Raw genomic sequence first — 16,495 nt, forward strand, 5'->3', positions numbered from 1 at the left:
GCCCCCGCCGCGGCCCGGTCGCCTTTAGGGTCTACGCATCCTGTCAAAGTCGCTCCACGTTGCGCAGCAAGATCAGGTTACAGCGCTCGATCGCCGGGGCCGAGACCCCGGCCCCAACTACTTCGCCGCGCGCTTCGCCTCCTGCTTGAAGGCTCGCACTCGGGCCAGGCTGTCGGCGTCGACCACGTCGGCGACCGACCGGCTCGACCCCTCCTCGCCATAGTGTCCGGCCGCTTCCCGCCAGCCCGGCGGCTGGACCTCCAACTGCTTCCCCAGCAATGCCAGAAAAATCTGGGCCTTCTGTTTGCCGTATCCCGGCAGGGCCATCAGTCGTTTCAGCAACTCTTTGCCGTCGGTGGCGTCTGCCCACAGCTTCTCCGGCTGGCCGTCGTAGTGCTCGACGAGGTAGGCGGCGAGCTGCTGGACCCGGGCCGCCATGGACTTGGGGTAGCGGTGCACGGCCGGCTTCTCGGCCAGCAGCGCCACGAACGCCTCCGGGTCGTAGGAGGCGATCTCTCCTGCGGTCAGGTCGTGGCCCAGCCGCTGGGAGATCGTATATGGCCCCGTGAACGCCCATTCCATGGGGATCTGCTGGTCGAGCAGCATGCCGACGAGCAGGGCGAGCGGGCTGCGGCCGAGGAGCTCGTCTGCCTCGCTCCGCTGGGCGAGCTGGATGCGCATGGAGACAGCTTCGCACGAATGGGCACCGGGTGAAGTGAACACAACCGCCGCGGAGGCTTGACAGCCGCCCGAGAAAAGGTGAAATGAGAGCGCAAGTCGCCCTGCCGACATTCCTGGGGGTTTGCCCCCGGGTCTCCAGAGGGAATCTCACTTCTATGCTCGCTCTGGCCACACGGTTCCTGCGGGAACCGGTCAGTCTCAGGCTGGCCGAAGAGTTCCTGACCGTGCCCGTGGACACGATCGACCGCTGCGTGGCCGACGTGTGCGCGTGTGCGCAGCATCTTGGCGTCTCGGCGACGCCGGAGATCGTGGAGCGCATCGCTCGCGAGCACCTGCTCGCGATCGTCAACTCAGCGCCTCCGCCCCGAAGTTCCCGGTAGACAAACAAAAGCCCGGAAGTCCAGTTAAGTCCCATCCAGAAGTCCCCGATAACATCGGGGTCACCAGGCTGAGTTCTACGCACCGTTTGCGCCTGGAATACGAGAGAGTGAGGGTGTGCGCCGACACCGACGAGATCCCCGGGAGAGCACCCCGCCAGACGACGTGTTCAAGGAGATGGTGCAGGCGGCTCGCGAGCTGCTCGCCGTTCGCACCCCTCTCGACGCGGAGCTGATGGTCTCCGACATGATCGGAGCCTGGTGGGGCAGGCGGGTCAGGGGCGGCGACGTGGAGCAGGTGCTCGGGGAGGGATTGGTCGACTACGCCGCCAAGGCCGGCACGCCTGCCTCGTTGACGCTGCTCATCTGCCTGGCCTACCTCGGCACGGCCCGCCAGGGCGCCAAGGCCGAGGGCGCGGCGCTGGCGATGATGGAGTCGGGCGTGGCCAGGCCGGGCTGGGCCGACCGGGTGGGCGCGGTCAAGCCGGCGGGCTGTTACGTCTCGCGCGACTCCTACGGCGACCAGGACACGGTGATCTGCACCTTCGCCTACCGCTGGGACGAGGACTCGCTGCCCGTCGACCGGCACGCGCTCGTCATGGTGGTCGACTACAACATGAGCGGCATGGCCCGCGACGCCTGGGTGTCCTCGCAGGTCGACAAGCTGCTGGAGCAGGCCAGGGCCGAGGCGGCGGGCAATCCGCTGCTGCTGTTCGAGGAGCTCGAGCCCGAGCAGGCCAGGGCGCTGCTGGAGTCGGCCATGAAGGCCACCAGGGAGCCGAAGACGCCGCCGCCGGTGAGCGACAGCTACAGCGCCTACCACGCCTTCGCCCGCGCCAGGCTCAAGGCGCTGCCTCCCGGGCGCAAGCGGCCGGCTCCGCGGCACACCGAGGCCCCGTACAGCAGGGAGCGGCGGGCCATGCTGGCGGCCGAGTTCCTGGCCTCCGACGCGGCCGAGCACCTGTCCGACCCGTCGGCGGCCTCGCGCTGCGCCGACCACATCATCGACTACGGCTGCGACCAGGACTTCAACCGTCCGCTGCGGGTCAGCCCGACCAAATGTGAGACGTTCCTGCTCGACTGGCTGCCGCGCAAGGTGATGCTGAGCGTGGCCGAGCAGGAGGCGATGCCGCACGTGCTGTCGGCGTGGGTGCGCTTCGCCGCCCACCGCACGGGCCTGCCGGAGCAGGGGCTCAAGGCCACGCTGGACGCGGTGTGGGAGGCGATCGGCAAGTTCCCCGAGGCGTACCGGGACCCGACGTCCTTCGGGCTCGACCGGCCGCTGCTGGAGCGGCTGCTGCCGGACGGCGACCTGTCGGCGCTGGCCAGGCGGGCCTTCGCGTTCCCCTACCTGCAGGGCGTGCACAACGGGATCGAGCTCGACAAGCTCAACCCCGCCGACGAGGCGGACCGCCGCACGCTGCTCGAGATCGACCACGGCGGCACGATCGACCAGGAGCACCTGGCCTGGCACGAGGAGATCGCCACCCGGCTGTGGGAGGGCGACCCGCCGCAGCTGTGGGAGGCCGCGCAGCGCCTGCTCGACCTCGGCCACGACCGCCACGACGTGCTCCACGTGCTGATCGAGATCGCCGAGCGGATCGGCGGCGACCCCGACGAGCTGGCGGCGGCGCTGGACGACATCGCCGACATCCCGGACGAGTTCTAGGAACGGTCCCTGCGTCGGGCGGCCGTAGAATTTTCTTCTATGGCGATGTACACCCGCTTGGCCGAAGGGCGTTACCGGGCCTCCGAGCACACGCAGGGCCCGTGGGACCCGCACGCCCAGCACATGGGCCCGGTCACCGCCCTGATCGTCCACGAGCTGGCCCGCACCGCGCCGCGCCCGGGCCTGGAACTGTCCAAGCTCGTGGTGGACGTGTTCGCCCCCGTGCCCGTGGCCGAGCTGGAGATCGCCACCGACGTGACCCGCGACGGCAAGCGCGTGCAGTGCCTGTCGGCGAGCGTCTCGTCCGGCGGCCGCGAGTACGCCAGGGCCAGCGCCTGGCGCATCCGCACGGCCGACACGCCCGCCTCGCCGGTCCCCGGGCCGCCGCGGCCGGTCCCGCCGCCCTCGGAAGAGACCGCCCGCTCGTGGCTCGGCTCGGGATTCGGGTACGGCCGGGCGCTCGACTGGCGTTTCGCCGAAGGCGACCCCATGCGGCCCGGCCCGGCCACGGTCTGGGGCCGGTTCACGGTCCCGCTGGTCGAGGGCGAGGAGATCACGCCGATGGAGCGCCTGGCGGCCTTCGCCGACAGCGGCAACGGCGTCAGCGCCGCCCTCGGCTTCGACACGCATGTGTTCGTTAACGTGGACCTGACCATCTCGCTGTTCCGCGCCCCCGAGAGCGAGTGGATCTGCATGGACGCCGCCACGGTCGTCGGCCCGGCCGGCAGGGGCCTGACCCGGTCCACCCTGTACGACGAGACAGGCGAAGTGGGCACGGCGATCCAGACGTTGTTCGTCGCACCGAGATAGTCGCCGAGATAGCCTCTACTGCCATGGTGATCGACCTCAACGCCGACCTGGGTGAAGGGTTCGGCGTCTGGCGGCTCAGCGACGACCTCGCGCTGCTCGACATCGTCACGAGCGCCAATGTGGCCTGCGGCTTCCACGCGGGCGACCCCGTGACGATCAGGCGCACGTGCGCGGCGGCCGTCGACCGCGGGGTGACGATCGGCGCGCAGGTGTCCTATCGCGACCTGGCGCACTTCGGGCGCAGGGAGATGGACGCCGAGCCTGAGGAGCTGTGCGCCGAGGTGCTGTACCAGCTCGCGGCCGTCGACGGCATCGCCAGGGCCATGGGCGGCCGCGTCTCCTACGTCAAGCCGCACGGCGCGCTCTACAACCGGATCTGCCGCGACGAGGTGCAGGCGGCGGCACTGATCGACGCGGTGGCCGACTACGACCCCTCGCTGCCGGTGCTCACGCTGCCCGGCTCCGTGGTGCACGCGGTGGCGGCCGCCGAGGGCGTACCGACCGTGAACGAGGCGTTCGCCGACCGCGCGTACACCCCCGGAGGGGCGCTGGTGTCGCGCAGGGAGCCGGGCGCGGTGATCCACGACCCCGCCGCGGTGGCCGACCGTGCGTGCCGGATGGCCGTGCAAGGCTCCGTGACGGCCGTCGACGGCAGTTCCGTCCAGGTTTCGGCACGTTCCATCTGCGTACACGGAGACACGCCTGACGCCGTCCGGCTGGCGCAGGGGGTGCGGGACGCGTTGCTGGCGGCCGGGGTGGTCCTGCAGGCGTTCGCGTGATCCGGGCGGCCGGGGAGCACGGGCTGCTCGTGGAGACCGGCTCGCTGGAGCTGTCGCACCGGCTGGACGCGGCGCTGCGGGCCGATCTGCCGGCCGGGGTGGTGGAGATCGTGCCCGGGCCCCAGACGGTGCTCGTGGTGGCTCCTGGGGCTGATCAGGCGCGGCTGCGGTCGCTCCTGGCGGACGTCGTCGGCCGCGAGCGGGACACGGCCGGTGCGCGGGCCGCCGAGGGGGAGGTCGTGACGATTCCCGTCGTCTATGACGGGGCGGATCTCGATTCCGTGGCGGCGCTGGCCGGGATCCCGGTGGACGAGGTGGTCTCCCGGCACGCGGGGCGGGAGCTGGTGGTGGGATGGCTGGGGTTCGCCCCGGGGTTCGCCTATCTGACGGGGCTGGATCCGGTGCTGGAGACGCCCAGGCTCGACACGCCGCGTACGTCGGTGCCGGCCGGGTCGGTGGCGGTGGCGGGGCCGTACTCGGCGGTCTATCCGAGTGCCTCGCCGGGCGGGTGGCGCCTGATCGGGCGCACCTCGGTGCGGGTGTGGGACGTGACGGCCGACCCGCCCTCGCTGTTCAGGCCGGGCATGCGCGTGCGGTTTCAGCCGGTGAGGGAGCGCCGCCGTCTGGAGGAGGAGCGACGGGGCCGCAGCGACCAGAGCGACGGGGGAAGACGGCGGCGTCAAGGGCGACCGAACCCGCCTTCCGGAGGAAGGCCATGAGCACGATCGAGGTCATGGCGGCTGGGCCGTACGCGACCGTGCAGGATCTGGGACGGCCTGGGCTCGCTCATCTGGGGGTGCCGCGCTCGGGGGCGGCCGACGCGCCGAGCCTGCGGCTGGCCAACAGGCTCGTGGGCAACCCGGAGGGGCTGGCGGGGATCGAGCTGACGTTCGGCATGGCGCGGCTGCTGTTCCATGCCGGGGCGTGGGTGGCGCTGGCCGGCGCGCCGGTGGACAGCGCGGCCGGGATGGGGGCGCCGTTCTGGGTCGCGAAGGGCACCGAGCTGCGGCTGGGCATGCCGGAGTGGGGGCTGCGCACCTATGTGGCCGTGCGCGGCGGGATCGCGGTGGAGCCGGTGCTCGGCAGCCGCTCCACCGACTCACTGTCCGGGCTGGGCCCGGAGCCGCTGCGGGCGGGCACGCTGCTGCCCGTCGGGCGGCCCGAAGGCGTGATCTCCGTCGACCTGGCGCCGCCGCCCGGGCCCCGGCCCGCCGTGCTGCGGGTGACGCCGGGGCCGCGGGACGACTGGTTCGTGCCGGACGCGCTGGCCGAGCTGTGCGCGCGGCCGTACTCCGTGAGCCAGGACAGCAACCGCGTCGGCGTGCGGCTGAGCGGCGCCGAGCTGGTCAGGGCCAAGGAGGGCGAGCTGCCGAGCGAGGGGATGGTCACCGGGGCGATCCAGGTGCCGCCGAGCGGGCAGCCGATCGTCTTCCTCGCCGACCACCCGCCGACGGGCGGCTACCCGGTGATCGGCGTCGTACGCGAGGCGGACCTGCCGGTCGCCGCCCAGCTGCGGCCGGGCGACGAGGTGCGGTTCACAGTTCGACCTGCCCGGTGACGCAGGTCAGCACGGAGCCGCCCACCCACACGTCCCCCTCGGCGTCGGTGGAGATGTGCACCCGGCCGGAGAAGCCGAGCACCGTGCCCTGGCTGGCCACGTACGGGGCCTTGGCCCGGCCCGAGCGCAGCAGCCACTGGGCCATGGAGGCGTTGAGGCTGCCCGTCACCGGGTCCTCGATGGTGGAGCCGTGCGCGTGCGTGAACGCCCGCACCTCGAAGTCGCACGGCGCCCCCTCGGGGTAGGGGCCCGCCACGCCCAGGTAGTTGGGGACGAGGCCGGGGCGCAGCGCGAGCACGGACTCGGCGTCGGCGAGGAGCACCGCGATCCAGCCGGGGCCGTTGTCGGCCCACTCCAGGTCCACGATGTCGGCCCGCTCGATCCCGAGGGACTCGGCGATCCGCCCGGCCAGCGGCTCCTCCACAGGGCCCGACCGCACGAGGGGCGGGGCGTGGAAGGCCAGTCCGTCGCCGCTCCTGCGGACCCGTACCAGCCCGGCCCCGCACTCCTGGACGATCTCGCTCTCCTGGCGCGGCACTCCCCCGGCCTCCAGCCAGGCGTGGCAGGTGCCGAGCGTCGGGTGCCCGGCGAAGGGCAATTCCTTGGACGCGGTGAAGATCCGCACCCGGTAGTCGGCCTCAGGAGTGGTCGGCGGCAGCACGAAGGTGGTCTCGGCCAGGTTCGTCCAGGTGGCGAAGCGCTGCATCTGCTCCGTCGTCAGCCCCTGGCCGTCGAGCACGACCGCGAGCGCGTTCCCGTGGTACGGGGTGGTGGTGAAGACGTCAACCTCGGTGAAAGGGCGCAACATACTTCGGAGTCTCGCAGACAGGTCTTTTCCCGTTAACACGCCACCAGCAGACTGGACGGTGTGGCGGACTTTGATGTTGTGGTCCTGGGTTCCGGGCCAGGTGGGCAGAAGGCCGCGATCGCGGCGGCGAAGCTCGGCAAGCGTGTCGCCGTGGTCGAGAAACGACACATGATCGGCGGCGTGTGCATCAACACGGGCACGATCCCCTCCAAGACCCTGCGGGAGGCCGTCCTCTATCTCACAGGGCTCAACCAGCGGGAGCTGTACGGCGCCAGCTACCGCGTCAAGGACGAGATCACGGTCACCGACCTCGGGATGCGCACCCAGCACGTGATCGGCCGCGAGATCCAGGTGATCCGCAGCCAGCTCGCCCGCAACCACGTGACGGTGCTGCAGGGCACCGGCCGGTTCCTGGACGCGCACACGATCGGGATCACGCACGAGGAGGGCAAGTCCGAGGAGACGAAGATCACCGCCGAGAAGGTCGTGATCGCCACCGGCACCTCGCCCGCCCGTCCCGACAGCGTCGAGTTCGACGACAGGACGATCATCGACTCCGACGCGATCCTGCACCTCGACCGGATCCCCGAGACCCTGGTCGTGGTGGGGGCCGGGGTCATCGGCATCGAGTACGCCTCCATGTTCGCCGCGCTCGGCACCAAGGTGACGGTGATCGAGCGGCGCGAGCGCATGCTGGAGTTCTGCGACCTGGAGATCGTCGAGGCGCTGAAGTACCACCTGCGCGACCTGGCCGTGACGTTCCGCTTCGGGGAGAACGTGGCCGCCGTCGAGCGCCGCCCCGGCGGGGCGCTGACCCTGCTGGAGAGCGGCAAGAAGATCCCCGCCGACTGCGTCATGTACTCGGCCGGGCGCCAGGGCAAGACCGCCGAGCTGTGCCTGGAGGCCGCCGGCCTGGCCGCCGACGCCCGCGGCCGCATCTCGGTGGACTCCAACTACGCCACCGAGGTGCCGCACATCTACGCCGTGGGCGACGTGATCGGCTTCCCCGCGCTGGCGGCCACCTCCATGGAGCAGGGGCGGGTGGCCGCGCAGCACGCGTGCGGGGAGCCGGTCGAGGACGCCCGCGAGCTGCCGCCCATCGGGATCTACACCATTCCCGAGATCAGCTTCGTCGGCCGGTCGGAGGACGAGCTGACCCGGGACAAGGTGCCGTTCGAGGTGGGCATCTCGCGCTACCGGGAGCTGGCCAGGGGCCAGATCATCGGCGACTCGTACGGCATGCTCAAGCTCCTCGTCTCCCCCGAGGACCGGCGGCTGCTGGGCGTCCACGTGTTCGGCACGGGGGCGACGGAGCTCGTGCACATCGGGCAGACGGTCATGGGGTGCGGCGGGACGATCGACTACCTGGTCAACGCCGTGTTCAACTATCCGACGCTGGCCGAGTCGTACAAGGTGGCCGCGCTGGACGCGATGAACAAGATGCGGGTGGTCGCCCGCCTCACCGCCGGCATGTGATCACGACAGCGTCCACTTCTGGTTGGCGGCGCCCGTGCAGGTCCAGATCTGCAGCCGGGTGCCGTCGGCGCTGGAGTTGCCGGTGACGTCGGCGCACTTGTCCGCGGCGGGGTTCACCAGGTCCCGGCCCGAGGTGTGGGTCCACTGCTGGTTGGCGCCGCCCGAACACGACCAGAGCTGGAGCTTGCTGCCGTCGGCGGTGCCGCGGTCGACCACGTCCAGGCACTTGCCGAGCGCGCGCAGCGTGCCGTCGCCCGGGCGGGTCCACTGCTGGGCGGCGGTGCCGTTGCAGGTGTAGAGCTGCACGGCGGCGCCGTCGGCGCTGCTGCCGCCGGCCACGTCGACGCACTTGCCGCCCAGGCCGGTGATGGCGCCGGACGGGCTGCCGCCCGGCGTGCCCGACCAGGTGAAGGTCGCGGTGGTACGGGCGGGCAGCGTGTACACGAACGACTGGTTGCCCCAGTTGACCCTGACCGACTGGGCCGAGGCGCCGCCGTTGTGGGCGATCAGGGCCTTGGAGCCGTCGGGGTTGCGCCAGGCGACGTTCTGCACCGTGGAGTTGGCGGTCGAGTCGATCCGGTACGCCCCAGGTCTGACGAACTTGGTGAGGTGACCGGTCGTGTAGTACTCGATCGTGTAGTCCACCTGGCCGGCGCGCGAGCCGCCCTCCTGGACCGTGATCAGGCCGGTGCAGGTGCCGCAGCCGCCGTTGTGCGGGCCCATCTGCTGGTTGAGCGCCAGGCTCCACTTGACCAGGCTGCGGCTCCAGTTGCGGGCGTAGGTAACGATGTCGGCCATGTCCTCGTTGTGCTGGTTGGTGACCCAGGTGCCGCCGGAGTGCTCGGTGCTGAACTGGGGCACCGACGGATACTGGTCGTGCACCTGCGAGCCGACCGCCGGGTCGCCGAAGTAGCCGTGCCAGGCGATGCCGCCGAACAGCGGGTCGTTGCGCAGCGCCGCGTCGGCCAGGATGGGGCCGCCGATCTGGCCGTAGTCGCCGTAGTTCCAGTCGTGGACGAGCACCTTCGTGGTGATCCCGGCGGCGCGGAAGGCCGGGTAGACGAAGTTCTTGGTCAGCTCGATGAGGCCGGAGGCGTTCCAGCTCATGCCGGGGTAGTTCATGGCGGTCGGGTTGGACGCCTGGCAGCAGTTGGGCTCGTTCTGGACGGAGACGTAGTTCACCGGGACCCCGGCGGCCTGGTAGCTCTGGACGTACTTGACGAAGTACTGGGCGTACATGGCGTAGTACTGCGACTTCAGCCAGCCCATCTGGTCCATCCGGCCGTTGTCCTTCATCCAGCCGGGCGCGCTCCACGGCACGGCCTTGACCCGCAGCTCCGGGTTGAGCTGTTTGGCCTGGACGGTCAGCAGGCGGACGTCGGTGTCGTAGCCGTTGGCGCCGAAGTCGTCGAGGTCGCAGCAGGTGTCGTCGAGCGAGACCATGCCCGGGCGCGACAGGTCGGAGGCGCCGATCGGGTTGCGGACGAACGACAGGCCGATCCCGTCCGCGGGCGAGAACAGCTTGCGCATGACCGCGTCCCGCGTGGCCGCGCTGACGGGGCCGCCGCGCAGCAGATACGCGGTGGTGTCGGTGATCGACGCGCCGCCGCCCTCGAACTGCTGGTATGTGGTGCCCTCGTTGACGTTGATCGTGTGGTTGGCGCTGCCGCCGGCGGGGCCGAAGGAGATTGGGGTCTGCTGCGCGAGGCCGCGGGTGACGTTGCGGCCTCCGGCGTCCGAGGTGGTGGTGAGCCAGACGTTCACCGTCTCGCCGGCGGCGTACGCCGGGACCGGCACGGCCATTGCCAGGACGGTCGCGCAGAAGAGCGAGAGTATTCGGGACACGGCGCTGCTTCCCTTCCGGGCGGGGGGTGTTTCCCATGTAACAAATGAAACAATAAAGAAACTTTCTTTTAGATGACCACGCGTCATGGGCAGCGTCAAGGCCCATTTAGGGCTATGAAACAAATGAAACGATCAGGCAGGACCGGTGGAGCCGCGGATGATCAGCTCAGACTCGAGCGAGACGTGCAGCGCCTCCACCGTGTGACGGCTCAGCAGCCGCATCAGCAGCGTGACCGCCATCCGGCCCATCTCCTGCAGGGGCTGGCGCACCGTGGTGAGGGCGGGCGAGGTGGCCCGGCTGACGTCGATGTCGTCGAAACCGGCCACCGACAGGTCGCCCGGCACGCTCAGCCCGCGCTCGGCCGCCGCCCACAGCGCTCCGACGGCCATCTTGTCGTTGAACGCCACCAGCGCCGTCGGCCGCTCCGGCAGGTCGAGCAGCTCGCAGGCCGCCAGGTAGCCGTACTCGGTGCTCGGCTCCGGCACGCTGCGCAGCAGCTCGGGCTCGGGCAGCACCCCGGCGTCCGCCAGCGAGGCCGTGTAGCCCGCGAGCCTGGCCTCGCTCGGCAGCCACTCCACCGGCCCGCCGATGATCCCGACGCGGCGGTGGCCCAGCCCGACCACGTGCGCCATCAGCTTGCGCCCGCCCGCGAAGTGAGCGGCCGACACCGCCGCGATGTCCTTGGGGGGCGGGGTCCTGGGGTCGACCACCACGAAGGGGAAACCGCTGTCGCGCAGACGTGCCAGCTCCTCGCCCGGCTCCGGGGGCAGGATGAGGATCGCGCCGGCCACGCCCTGCCTGCCGGGCAGCCCGGTGAGCACCGGGGCGGCCTGGGCGGCCTCGCCCGCGCCGAGGATCATCTGCCTGCCGTGCAGCTCGATGGTCTCCCCCACCGAGGAGACGATGAGCCCGAAATAGTCGGTCAGCACGTACGGGCAGCGCACGTAGACGGCGCCGGCCGCCGGGTCGTGGACCGTGCGTGGCCGCGGCGCCTGGTCGCCGAGGCGCCCGACGGCGCGCAGCACCAGCTCCCGGGTGTGCGGGGCGACGTTGGCCTGGCCGTTGAGCACGCGGGAGACCGTGGCGATGGACAGCCCCGTCTCCGCCGCGACGTCACGCACCGTCGCGCGCGCCCTGCCGGACCTGGCCGCCATCCACGCCCCTCGCTCCGCCCTGCCGCCAGAATAGCCGGGCCCGCGCCGCGGCCGGGGCGGTCACCGACGGGCTCTTACCGTGGCCCGGGAGATCACCGCCGAGCCAAGCGCATGTAGCCGGCCAGCGTGACATCGGCAGTCAGCATGAACGGCGGGGTCTTGCGTTTCGCTCGAATGTTCTACCCGGCAGCGCCAATTCTCGGTAGCGTCAAAGGGCTGACCGTCCAGGACGAGACGGTGCTGCGGCCGGCCGGGGCGCATCTGGGCGCGCTGGCCTCCAAAGATCTCGCGGTGCGGTGCCGGGACGGGCTGGCGCACGGCGCTGATCGGTGGGCGGCCCGGAAGCGAGAGCTGACCGCGGACTCGTCGGCGCGGTGGGCAGGAGCGATCACCAAGACCAGCCATGATCAATGGGCGCTGGCCCCGGCGCGGCCAGTTGGCACACCTCCGGACGCTCGAGGCCGGGATCGCCGCGATCGCGCACCGGCTGTCGCTGCCCGTGGGACAGAAGGGCACCAAGGGCCGGCCGGGTGGCTACCGTTCGCGGCAGGAGTGGTTCGCCAAGTCCCGCCGGCTGCGCGTGCTGACCGATCGCCTGACCGGCCTACGGGCCGATTGGCGGGCCGGGCGGGTGCACATGGTGCGGGGCGGCAAGCGGCTGGCCGGGATGCGGCACCATCTGGAGGCGGCGGGGCTGGAGGAGCACGAGTGGCGGGCGCGGTGGCAGGCCGCGCGCTGGTTCCTGCAAGCTGACGGGGAGTCCGGCAAGCGGTACGGCAACGAGACGATCCGCGTCCATCCTGGCGGCTCGACACCCACGGCAACCCGATCGGCAACCCCCGCCGGTTCTCCTACGACCTGACCGGCAGCGCCGACCACCGCGACGCCCAGGTCCGCCACGCGCTGACGCGCCTCCTGACTTGGGCAATGTCCTGCGGCGTGAAGGCCGTCGCCATCGAGGACCTGGACTTCCAGGGGGAGAAGACCCGGGAGAAGCACGGCCGCCGCAAGCAGTTCCGGCAGCTCATCTCCAGCCTGCCAACCGCCAGGCTGCGGGCCCGATTGATCTCGATGGCCGGCGCGGCCGGCATCGCGATCGTCGCCGTGGATCCGGCCTACACCTCCAAGTGGGGTACCCAGCGCTGGCAGGCCCCGCTGACCAGCCAGAGACGTCCAACCACCTCTCACGATGCGGCGAGCATCGCGATCGGACGACGCGCCCTCGGGCATCCGATCCGGCGACGGACGGCACCGCCCCCTGCTCACCGGAGCGATGAGCAGGGGCATCGGACCGTCCAGGCCCGACCAGGAGCACGCCGGCGCGAGGAAACCCGCCCCCCGGACACCGGATCATGCACACGATGCATGCCGCCGGACCGCGGCGGGCAAGCGGGCGACCATTGTGCCCAACACCGTCCGGAGCACGCGGCTGAGCAGCTCCTGCTCAGTCCTTAGGAACGGTACCGGGGCTCGCTCACGCGACCCCGACGGCACGAGCGCGGGACGGCGGGATAGGTCAGTCGGAGGGTGGGCGGCGGGTGCGGGCCGCAGGTTTCTTGCGGCCGGCCACCAGCGTGTCGCCCGGTGCCGGTACGGGGTCCTCCGAGCGGCTCACCTCCCCGCTCTTGGCGCGCGGCCGGGGATGGGGTGCCGTGTCCTTCGAGGCGGCCGTTCCGGCGGGCTCGTCCTGCGGCTCCGGAGCCGGAGATTTGTCGGGCTCCCGGAGCGAGGCGATGACGCGGTCCGCCTCCGTGTCGGCCGCGAACTCGTTCGCCGCCTCCGACTCCCTCCGCCTGATCACCACCATGTGGTCCACCGACACCCGTCCCGCGCCCACCACGGCGAGCAGGAGGGATGCGGCGCCGAGGAGGATCAGCTCGTTCAGGCTGATGGGGTTGAGCGGCGGGGCCACCACGAAGACCCCCAGCGCCTCGGCGAAGAGGATCAGGCCCGTGACCGAGACGGCCAGCCCCGCGATCAGCAGCGCGCCGCCGATGAGCTCGGTGAGCATGGTCACCGTGGCCCAGGCGCCGGGTGCGGGGGCACCCTGTGCGAGAAACTTCGCCCCGGTGGCCTTCAGCCCGTCCTCCAGCTTGGTCCAGCCGTTCGCGAAGAAGATGCCGCCCACGCCGACGCGGGCGACTAAAGCAGCAAGATCACGGAGGGCCTGTTTCACGGTAGTTGTCTGCCCTAATCGGGACATGGCACACCTCAATCACGACTGAGCAGCATGGCCACCACGACGGCGGTCAGGCTGAGCAGGACGACGCTCACGACCACGGTCGTGTGCAGGGCGTTGACGAAGGCCCATCGGGCGGCGTCGAGCAGGGCGCCGCCCGCGCTGCCGCCCACCTCGTGCGCGACGTGCGCCGCGCCCGCGAGCGACTGCCTGGCCTTGTCCATGCCGCTCGCGGACACGCCGGGCACGGAGTGCAGGCCGGGGGCGTACACGATGGCGGTGATCGTGCCGAGCACGGCCACGCCGAGGCCGGCGCCCAGCTCGTACGCGGTCTCCTCGATGGCCGCGGCCCCGCCCGCCTGGGACTCCGACGCCGCGGACATGATCGTGTCGGAGGCGGCGAGCAGCGCCACCTGGACCCCGAACCCGATGCCCACGAAGCAGAACGCCAGCATCACGGGATGCCCCTCGACGCCCCAGGACAGCGTGGGGGTCAGGGAGAGCGCGACGAGCCCGAGCCCGCCGCTCATCGTGGTCCGCATGCCGATCCGCGGCAGGATGTGGGCGGCGGCGAGCCCGCCGGAGATGGCCGAGATCACCAGCGGCAACATCCTGACCGCCGCGCGCAGGGGGCTGTCGCCGAGCACGAGCTGCAGGTATTGGGCGAGCATGAGCTGCAGGCCCACCAGCGCGAACACGCCGAGCAGCACGCCGGCCACCCCGGTCGTGAACTCGCGCCGCCGGAACAGCCCGACCTCGAGCAGCGGGTGGCGCAGGCGCGACTGGCGGCGTACGAACAGGAAGAGCAGCCCCAGCCCGGCCAGGAACACCAGCACCGACGCCCACAGCGGCATCAGGCTGCCCGAGCCCGCCTCCTTCAGCCCGAACGCCAGCGCCAGGATGCCGAGCACCGACAGCACCGCGCTCACGCCGTCCCATCCCCGGTCCTTGCGCCCCGGAGAGTCCGGCAGCAGGCGGACGGCGGCGGGGATCAGCGCCAGCAGGATCGGTACGTTGATCAGGAAGACGGCGCCCCACCAGATGCCGACGAGCACGCCGCCGATGAGCGGGCCGACGGCCGCGCCGGCCGCCGCCACCGCGCTCCAGACGCCCAGGGCGATGGCGCGCTCGCGCCTGTCGGTGAAGATCTGGCGGATCAGGGACAGCGTGGCGGGCATGATCATCGCCCCGCCGATGCCGAGCAGCGCCCTGGCCAGGATCAGGGTCAGCGGCGTCGGGGCGAACGCGGCCCCGGCCGAGGCCAGGCCGAACAGTATGTAGCCGCACAGCACCAGCCGTTTGCGCCCGTACCGGTCGCCGAGCGTGCCGAACATGATCAGCAGCGGCGCGACCACCAGCGAATAGATGTCGATGATCCACAGCAGTTGCACCGCGGACGGCTCCAGCGCGGCCGTGAGCGCGGGCACCGCGATGTGCAGGACGGTCGCGTCGACGGTGATCAGCAGCAGGCTCAGGCAGAGCAGCACGAGAATGGACCAGCGGCGGTCCCCGTGCTCCCGATCGGCAGTCCGTACGAGGGGTGCGGCCTGTGTGACGGTCATGGGCCTCCTTGCAGGCCGATCCGTTGACAGGGCCCGCACGTGCTCTTTGGTCGGTGGCGGGAGCCCGGCTCGACGCTCGCTCCTCCCGAGCTCCTCCGCCTCGACTCCTCGCACTCCGGCTTGCGTCGCAGCTTAGGGCATGTCCAGCACTTGTCATAGCAGTATCGACTGATCCACAGATGCCCCAGTACCTCTCTAGAGAGATACAGCCATATGTCGTCATCTATCCAGGATTCGCCCTCGACGCGATCATGGAGACCGTGGGGAGCGACGAAAGTGACAGAAAAGGCGATATTTCCGATCGATCCTCACGTGAATGGTGTGACGAGGCCCTGGCCAGGCTGAACGCCGGCCGCCCCGAGTCCGCGCTCGACGCCGCCCGCCGCGCGGCCGACCTGGATCCGGGCGCCGAATGGGCCCACCGCCTCATCAGCCTCGCCCACGAACGGCTGGGCCGCGACGCCGACGCGGCGCCCGCGGCCGAACGTGCCGTGGAGCTGGCCCGTGGCTCCTGGCCGGCCCGCCTGCGCCTGGCCGCGATCCTGCGCCGCTCCCCCGGCCGCTGGCAGGAGGCGGTGGAGCACGCCACGCTGGCCGGGAGGTTCGCGCCGGAGCGGCCCGACCCCGCGGTCATGCTCGGCGACCTGGCCCTGCTGGGCGGCGACCACGCCCGCGCCGAGCGGTCGTACCGGATCGCGCTCGCCATCGACCCCGCGAACCCCCAGGCCCGCACGAACCTCGCCCTGTCCCTGCTGCGCTGGGACCGGCACCGCCCGCACCACGACCCCGCCTGGCCGGTCGACCCGCGCGAGACGGGCCGGGCCAGGCGGGCGCTCGAGGTCTGGTCCCGCCAGGCCCGCCTGCTGGTCGCGCTCGCCACGCTCACGATCGCCGGGGCCGCGCTCTTCCTCGACTGGGGCGCCCCGGCCCAGCTCGGCGGGTTCGCCGTGCTGGTGCTGCTGGCGCCGCTCGCGCTCAGGCAGGCGCGGCGCGTGGGTCTGTGGTCGTACGTGCCCGCGATGCTCTGCAGGGATCCCTGGCTCGGCGCGGCGGTGGTCTCGGCGGCCGTGTCGGCGGTCGCGTTCGCCGCCTGGCTGCTGCTGGGGGCGATGCCGTCCGTGCCGTCCGCGCTCGACCCGGTCTGGGCGGGACTGGCGGGGATCGTGGTGCTGGGCTGGCCCGCGTTGGCGGCCGTACGGGCGCTGGCGGAGACGTGGCGCGGCCGCCCGCTCCTGGCGCTGGCCGAGACCACGCGCGCCCGGGAGGCTCGGGGGCACGCCCACGCGGCGCAGATCGAGCGCACCGCCCGCAGGAACGTCGGCGTGCTGCTCTGGATCCTGCTCGTCAGGACCTGGTCCGTGCTGGTCCCTCTGGTTGGCGGGGCGCTCGCGGTGGAGCCCAGGGCCGCCGTCGCCGCCGTGGCGGTGCCGTACCCGATGGTGCGCGGCTACCTGCGCGCCCGCCACCGCGGCGACCGGTGGCTGCCCGCCGCGACCGCGCTCGTCGTCCTGGCGGCGGCCGCCTGCGCGGCGGCCGGGCTGCTGGAGGCCTGGCGGGCCGAGCCGGCGGCGACGTGGGCGTGGCGGATCGGGCTGG

16 protein-coding genes are annotated in these 16,495 nt (G+C 71.7%); 10 read left to right on the forward strand and 6 right to left on the reverse strand.

Features of this window, described 5'->3' with window-relative positions:
* Positions 1 to 117 precede the first annotated feature (117 nt).
* The gene (locus ACFKCF_RS04080) at positions 118 to 681 is read right to left on the reverse strand and encodes an HhH-GPD-type base excision DNA repair protein (protein WP_394490705.1); all 564 of its coding nucleotides are present in this window, start codon (positions 679 to 681) and stop codon (positions 118 to 120) included.
* 155 nt (positions 682 to 836) lie between these two features.
* On the opposite strand from ACFKCF_RS04080, the gene ACFKCF_RS04085 reads away from it, so the two are divergent.
* From ACFKCF_RS04085 to ACFKCF_RS04110, 6 genes are all read left to right on the forward strand, one after another.
* On the forward strand, positions 837 to 1,061 hold the full coding sequence (locus tag ACFKCF_RS04085) for a hypothetical protein (protein ID WP_185078019.1): 225 nt from the start codon (positions 837 to 839) through the stop codon (positions 1,059 to 1,061).
* Between the two features lie 175 nt (positions 1,062 to 1,236).
* Positions 1,237 to 2,727 carry a hypothetical protein gene (locus ACFKCF_RS04090; protein WP_394490763.1) on the forward strand — a complete coding sequence of 497 codons (1,491 nt, stop codon included), beginning with the start codon at positions 1,237 to 1,239 and terminating at the stop codon, positions 2,725 to 2,727.
* Positions 2,728 to 2,766: 39 nt separating this feature from the next.
* Positions 2,767 to 3,537, forward strand: a complete 771-nt coding sequence (locus tag ACFKCF_RS04095; protein ID WP_394490707.1) for a thioesterase family protein — start codon at positions 2,767 to 2,769, stop codon at positions 3,535 to 3,537.
* 23 nt (positions 3,538 to 3,560) lie between these two features.
* Entirely contained in the window at positions 3,561 to 4,316 is a 756-nt protein-coding gene (locus tag ACFKCF_RS04100; RefSeq protein ID WP_394490709.1) for a LamB/YcsF family protein, read from the forward strand.
* Positions 4,313 to 5,035, forward strand: coding sequence for an allophanate hydrolase subunit 1 (locus tag ACFKCF_RS04105; protein WP_394490711.1), 723 nt, complete (start codon positions 4,313 to 4,315; stop codon positions 5,033 to 5,035). Before ACFKCF_RS04100 ends, ACFKCF_RS04105 begins: the two co-directional genes overlap by 4 nt.
* A complete protein-coding gene (locus tag ACFKCF_RS04110; protein ID WP_394490713.1) occupies positions 5,032 to 5,874 on the forward strand; it encodes a biotin-dependent carboxyltransferase family protein in 843 nt (280 codons plus the stop codon). The genes ACFKCF_RS04105 and ACFKCF_RS04110 overlap by 4 nt, the downstream gene beginning before the upstream one ends.
* On the opposite strand, the gene ACFKCF_RS04115 is transcribed toward ACFKCF_RS04110, so the two are convergent.
* Positions 5,852 to 6,682, reverse strand: a complete 831-nt coding sequence (locus tag ACFKCF_RS04115) for a PhzF family phenazine biosynthesis protein (protein ID WP_394490715.1) — start codon at positions 6,680 to 6,682, stop codon at positions 5,852 to 5,854. The genes ACFKCF_RS04110 and ACFKCF_RS04115 overlap by 23 nt on opposite strands.
* A gap of 60 nt (positions 6,683 to 6,742) precedes the next feature.
* On the opposite strand from ACFKCF_RS04115, the gene sthA reads away from it, so the two are divergent.
* A complete protein-coding gene (gene sthA, locus ACFKCF_RS04120) occupies positions 6,743 to 8,158 on the forward strand; it encodes a Si-specific NAD(P)(+) transhydrogenase (RefSeq protein WP_394490717.1) in 1,416 nt (471 codons plus the stop codon).
* Here sthA and ACFKCF_RS04125 read toward each other — a convergent pair whose 3' ends face one another.
* A complete protein-coding gene (locus ACFKCF_RS04125) occupies positions 8,159 to 10,003 on the reverse strand; it encodes a ricin-type beta-trefoil lectin domain protein (RefSeq protein ID WP_394490719.1) in 1,845 nt (614 codons plus the stop codon).
* A 132-nt stretch (positions 10,004 to 10,135) separates the two neighbouring features.
* Positions 10,136 to 11,158, reverse strand: a complete 1,023-nt coding sequence (locus tag ACFKCF_RS04130; protein WP_394490721.1) for a LacI family DNA-binding transcriptional regulator — start codon at positions 11,156 to 11,158, stop codon at positions 10,136 to 10,138.
* A 403-nt stretch (positions 11,159 to 11,561) separates the two neighbouring features.
* Here ACFKCF_RS04130 and ACFKCF_RS04135 point away from each other — a divergent pair, with 403 nt between their 5' ends.
* The gene (locus ACFKCF_RS04135; RefSeq protein WP_394490723.1) at positions 11,562 to 12,020 is read left to right on the forward strand and encodes a hypothetical protein; all 459 of its coding nucleotides are present in this window, start codon (positions 11,562 to 11,564) and stop codon (positions 12,018 to 12,020) included.
* A gap of 77 nt (positions 12,021 to 12,097) precedes the next feature.
* Positions 12,098 to 12,613: a hypothetical protein gene (locus ACFKCF_RS04140; RefSeq protein WP_394490725.1), complete on the forward strand. Its 516-nt coding sequence runs from the start codon at positions 12,098 to 12,100 to the stop codon at positions 12,611 to 12,613.
* Between the two features lie 61 nt (positions 12,614 to 12,674).
* On the opposite strand, the gene ACFKCF_RS04145 is transcribed toward ACFKCF_RS04140, so the two are convergent.
* The gene (locus tag ACFKCF_RS04145; RefSeq protein ID WP_394490727.1) at positions 12,675 to 13,334 is read right to left on the reverse strand and encodes a DoxX family protein; all 660 of its coding nucleotides are present in this window, start codon (positions 13,332 to 13,334) and stop codon (positions 12,675 to 12,677) included.
* Between the two features lie 35 nt (positions 13,335 to 13,369).
* Complete coding sequence (locus tag ACFKCF_RS04150) at positions 13,370 to 14,899, reverse strand: MFS transporter (RefSeq protein ID WP_394490729.1); 1,530 nt, start codon at positions 14,897 to 14,899, stop codon at positions 13,370 to 13,372.
* Positions 14,900 to 15,078: 179 nt separating this feature from the next.
* Here ACFKCF_RS04150 and ACFKCF_RS04155 point away from each other — a divergent pair.
* Positions 15,079 to 16,495, forward strand: a 1,417-nt coding sequence (locus tag ACFKCF_RS04155) for a hypothetical protein (protein WP_394490731.1), incomplete at its 3' end; no start/stop codon positions are given.

Origin of the sequence: Nonomuraea sp. JJY05, assembly GCF_043496855.1 — a bacterium.
Classification (GTDB): Bacteria; Actinomycetota; Actinomycetes; order Streptosporangiales; family Streptosporangiaceae; genus Nonomuraea.

What these genes read in the sequence shown, in the direction of transcription:
- ACFKCF_RS04085 (WP_185078019.1), top strand. Translation starts at nt 837, where the DNA reads ATGCTCGCTCTGGCCACACGGTTCCTGCGGGAACCGGTCAGTCTCAGG.
- ACFKCF_RS04115 (WP_394490715.1), bottom strand. Translation starts at nt 6,682, where the DNA reads ATGTTGCGCCCTTTCACCGAGGTTGACGTCTTCACCACCACCCCGTAC.
- ACFKCF_RS04095 (WP_394490707.1), top strand. Translation starts at nt 2,767, where the DNA reads ATGGCGATGTACACCCGCTTGGCCGAAGGGCGTTACCGGGCCTCCGAG.
- ACFKCF_RS04135 (WP_394490723.1), top strand. Translation starts at nt 11,562, where the DNA reads ATGATCAATGGGCGCTGGCCCCGGCGCGGCCAGTTGGCACACCTCCGG.
- ACFKCF_RS04130 (WP_394490721.1), bottom strand. Translation starts at nt 11,158, where the DNA reads ATGGCGGCCAGGTCCGGCAGGGCGCGCGCGACGGTGCGTGACGTCGCG.
- ACFKCF_RS04080 (WP_394490705.1), bottom strand. Translation starts at nt 681, where the DNA reads ATGCGCATCCAGCTCGCCCAGCGGAGCGAGGCAGACGAGCTCCTCGGC.
- ACFKCF_RS04150 (WP_394490729.1), bottom strand. Translation starts at nt 14,899, where the DNA reads ATGACCGTCACACAGGCCGCACCCCTCGTACGGACTGCCGATCGGGAG.
- ACFKCF_RS04110 (WP_394490713.1), top strand. Translation starts at nt 5,032, where the DNA reads ATGAGCACGATCGAGGTCATGGCGGCTGGGCCGTACGCGACCGTGCAG.
- ACFKCF_RS04100 (WP_394490709.1), top strand. Translation starts at nt 3,561, where the DNA reads ATGGTGATCGACCTCAACGCCGACCTGGGTGAAGGGTTCGGCGTCTGG.
- ACFKCF_RS04090 (WP_394490763.1), top strand. Translation starts at nt 1,237, where the DNA reads ATGGTGCAGGCGGCTCGCGAGCTGCTCGCCGTTCGCACCCCTCTCGAC.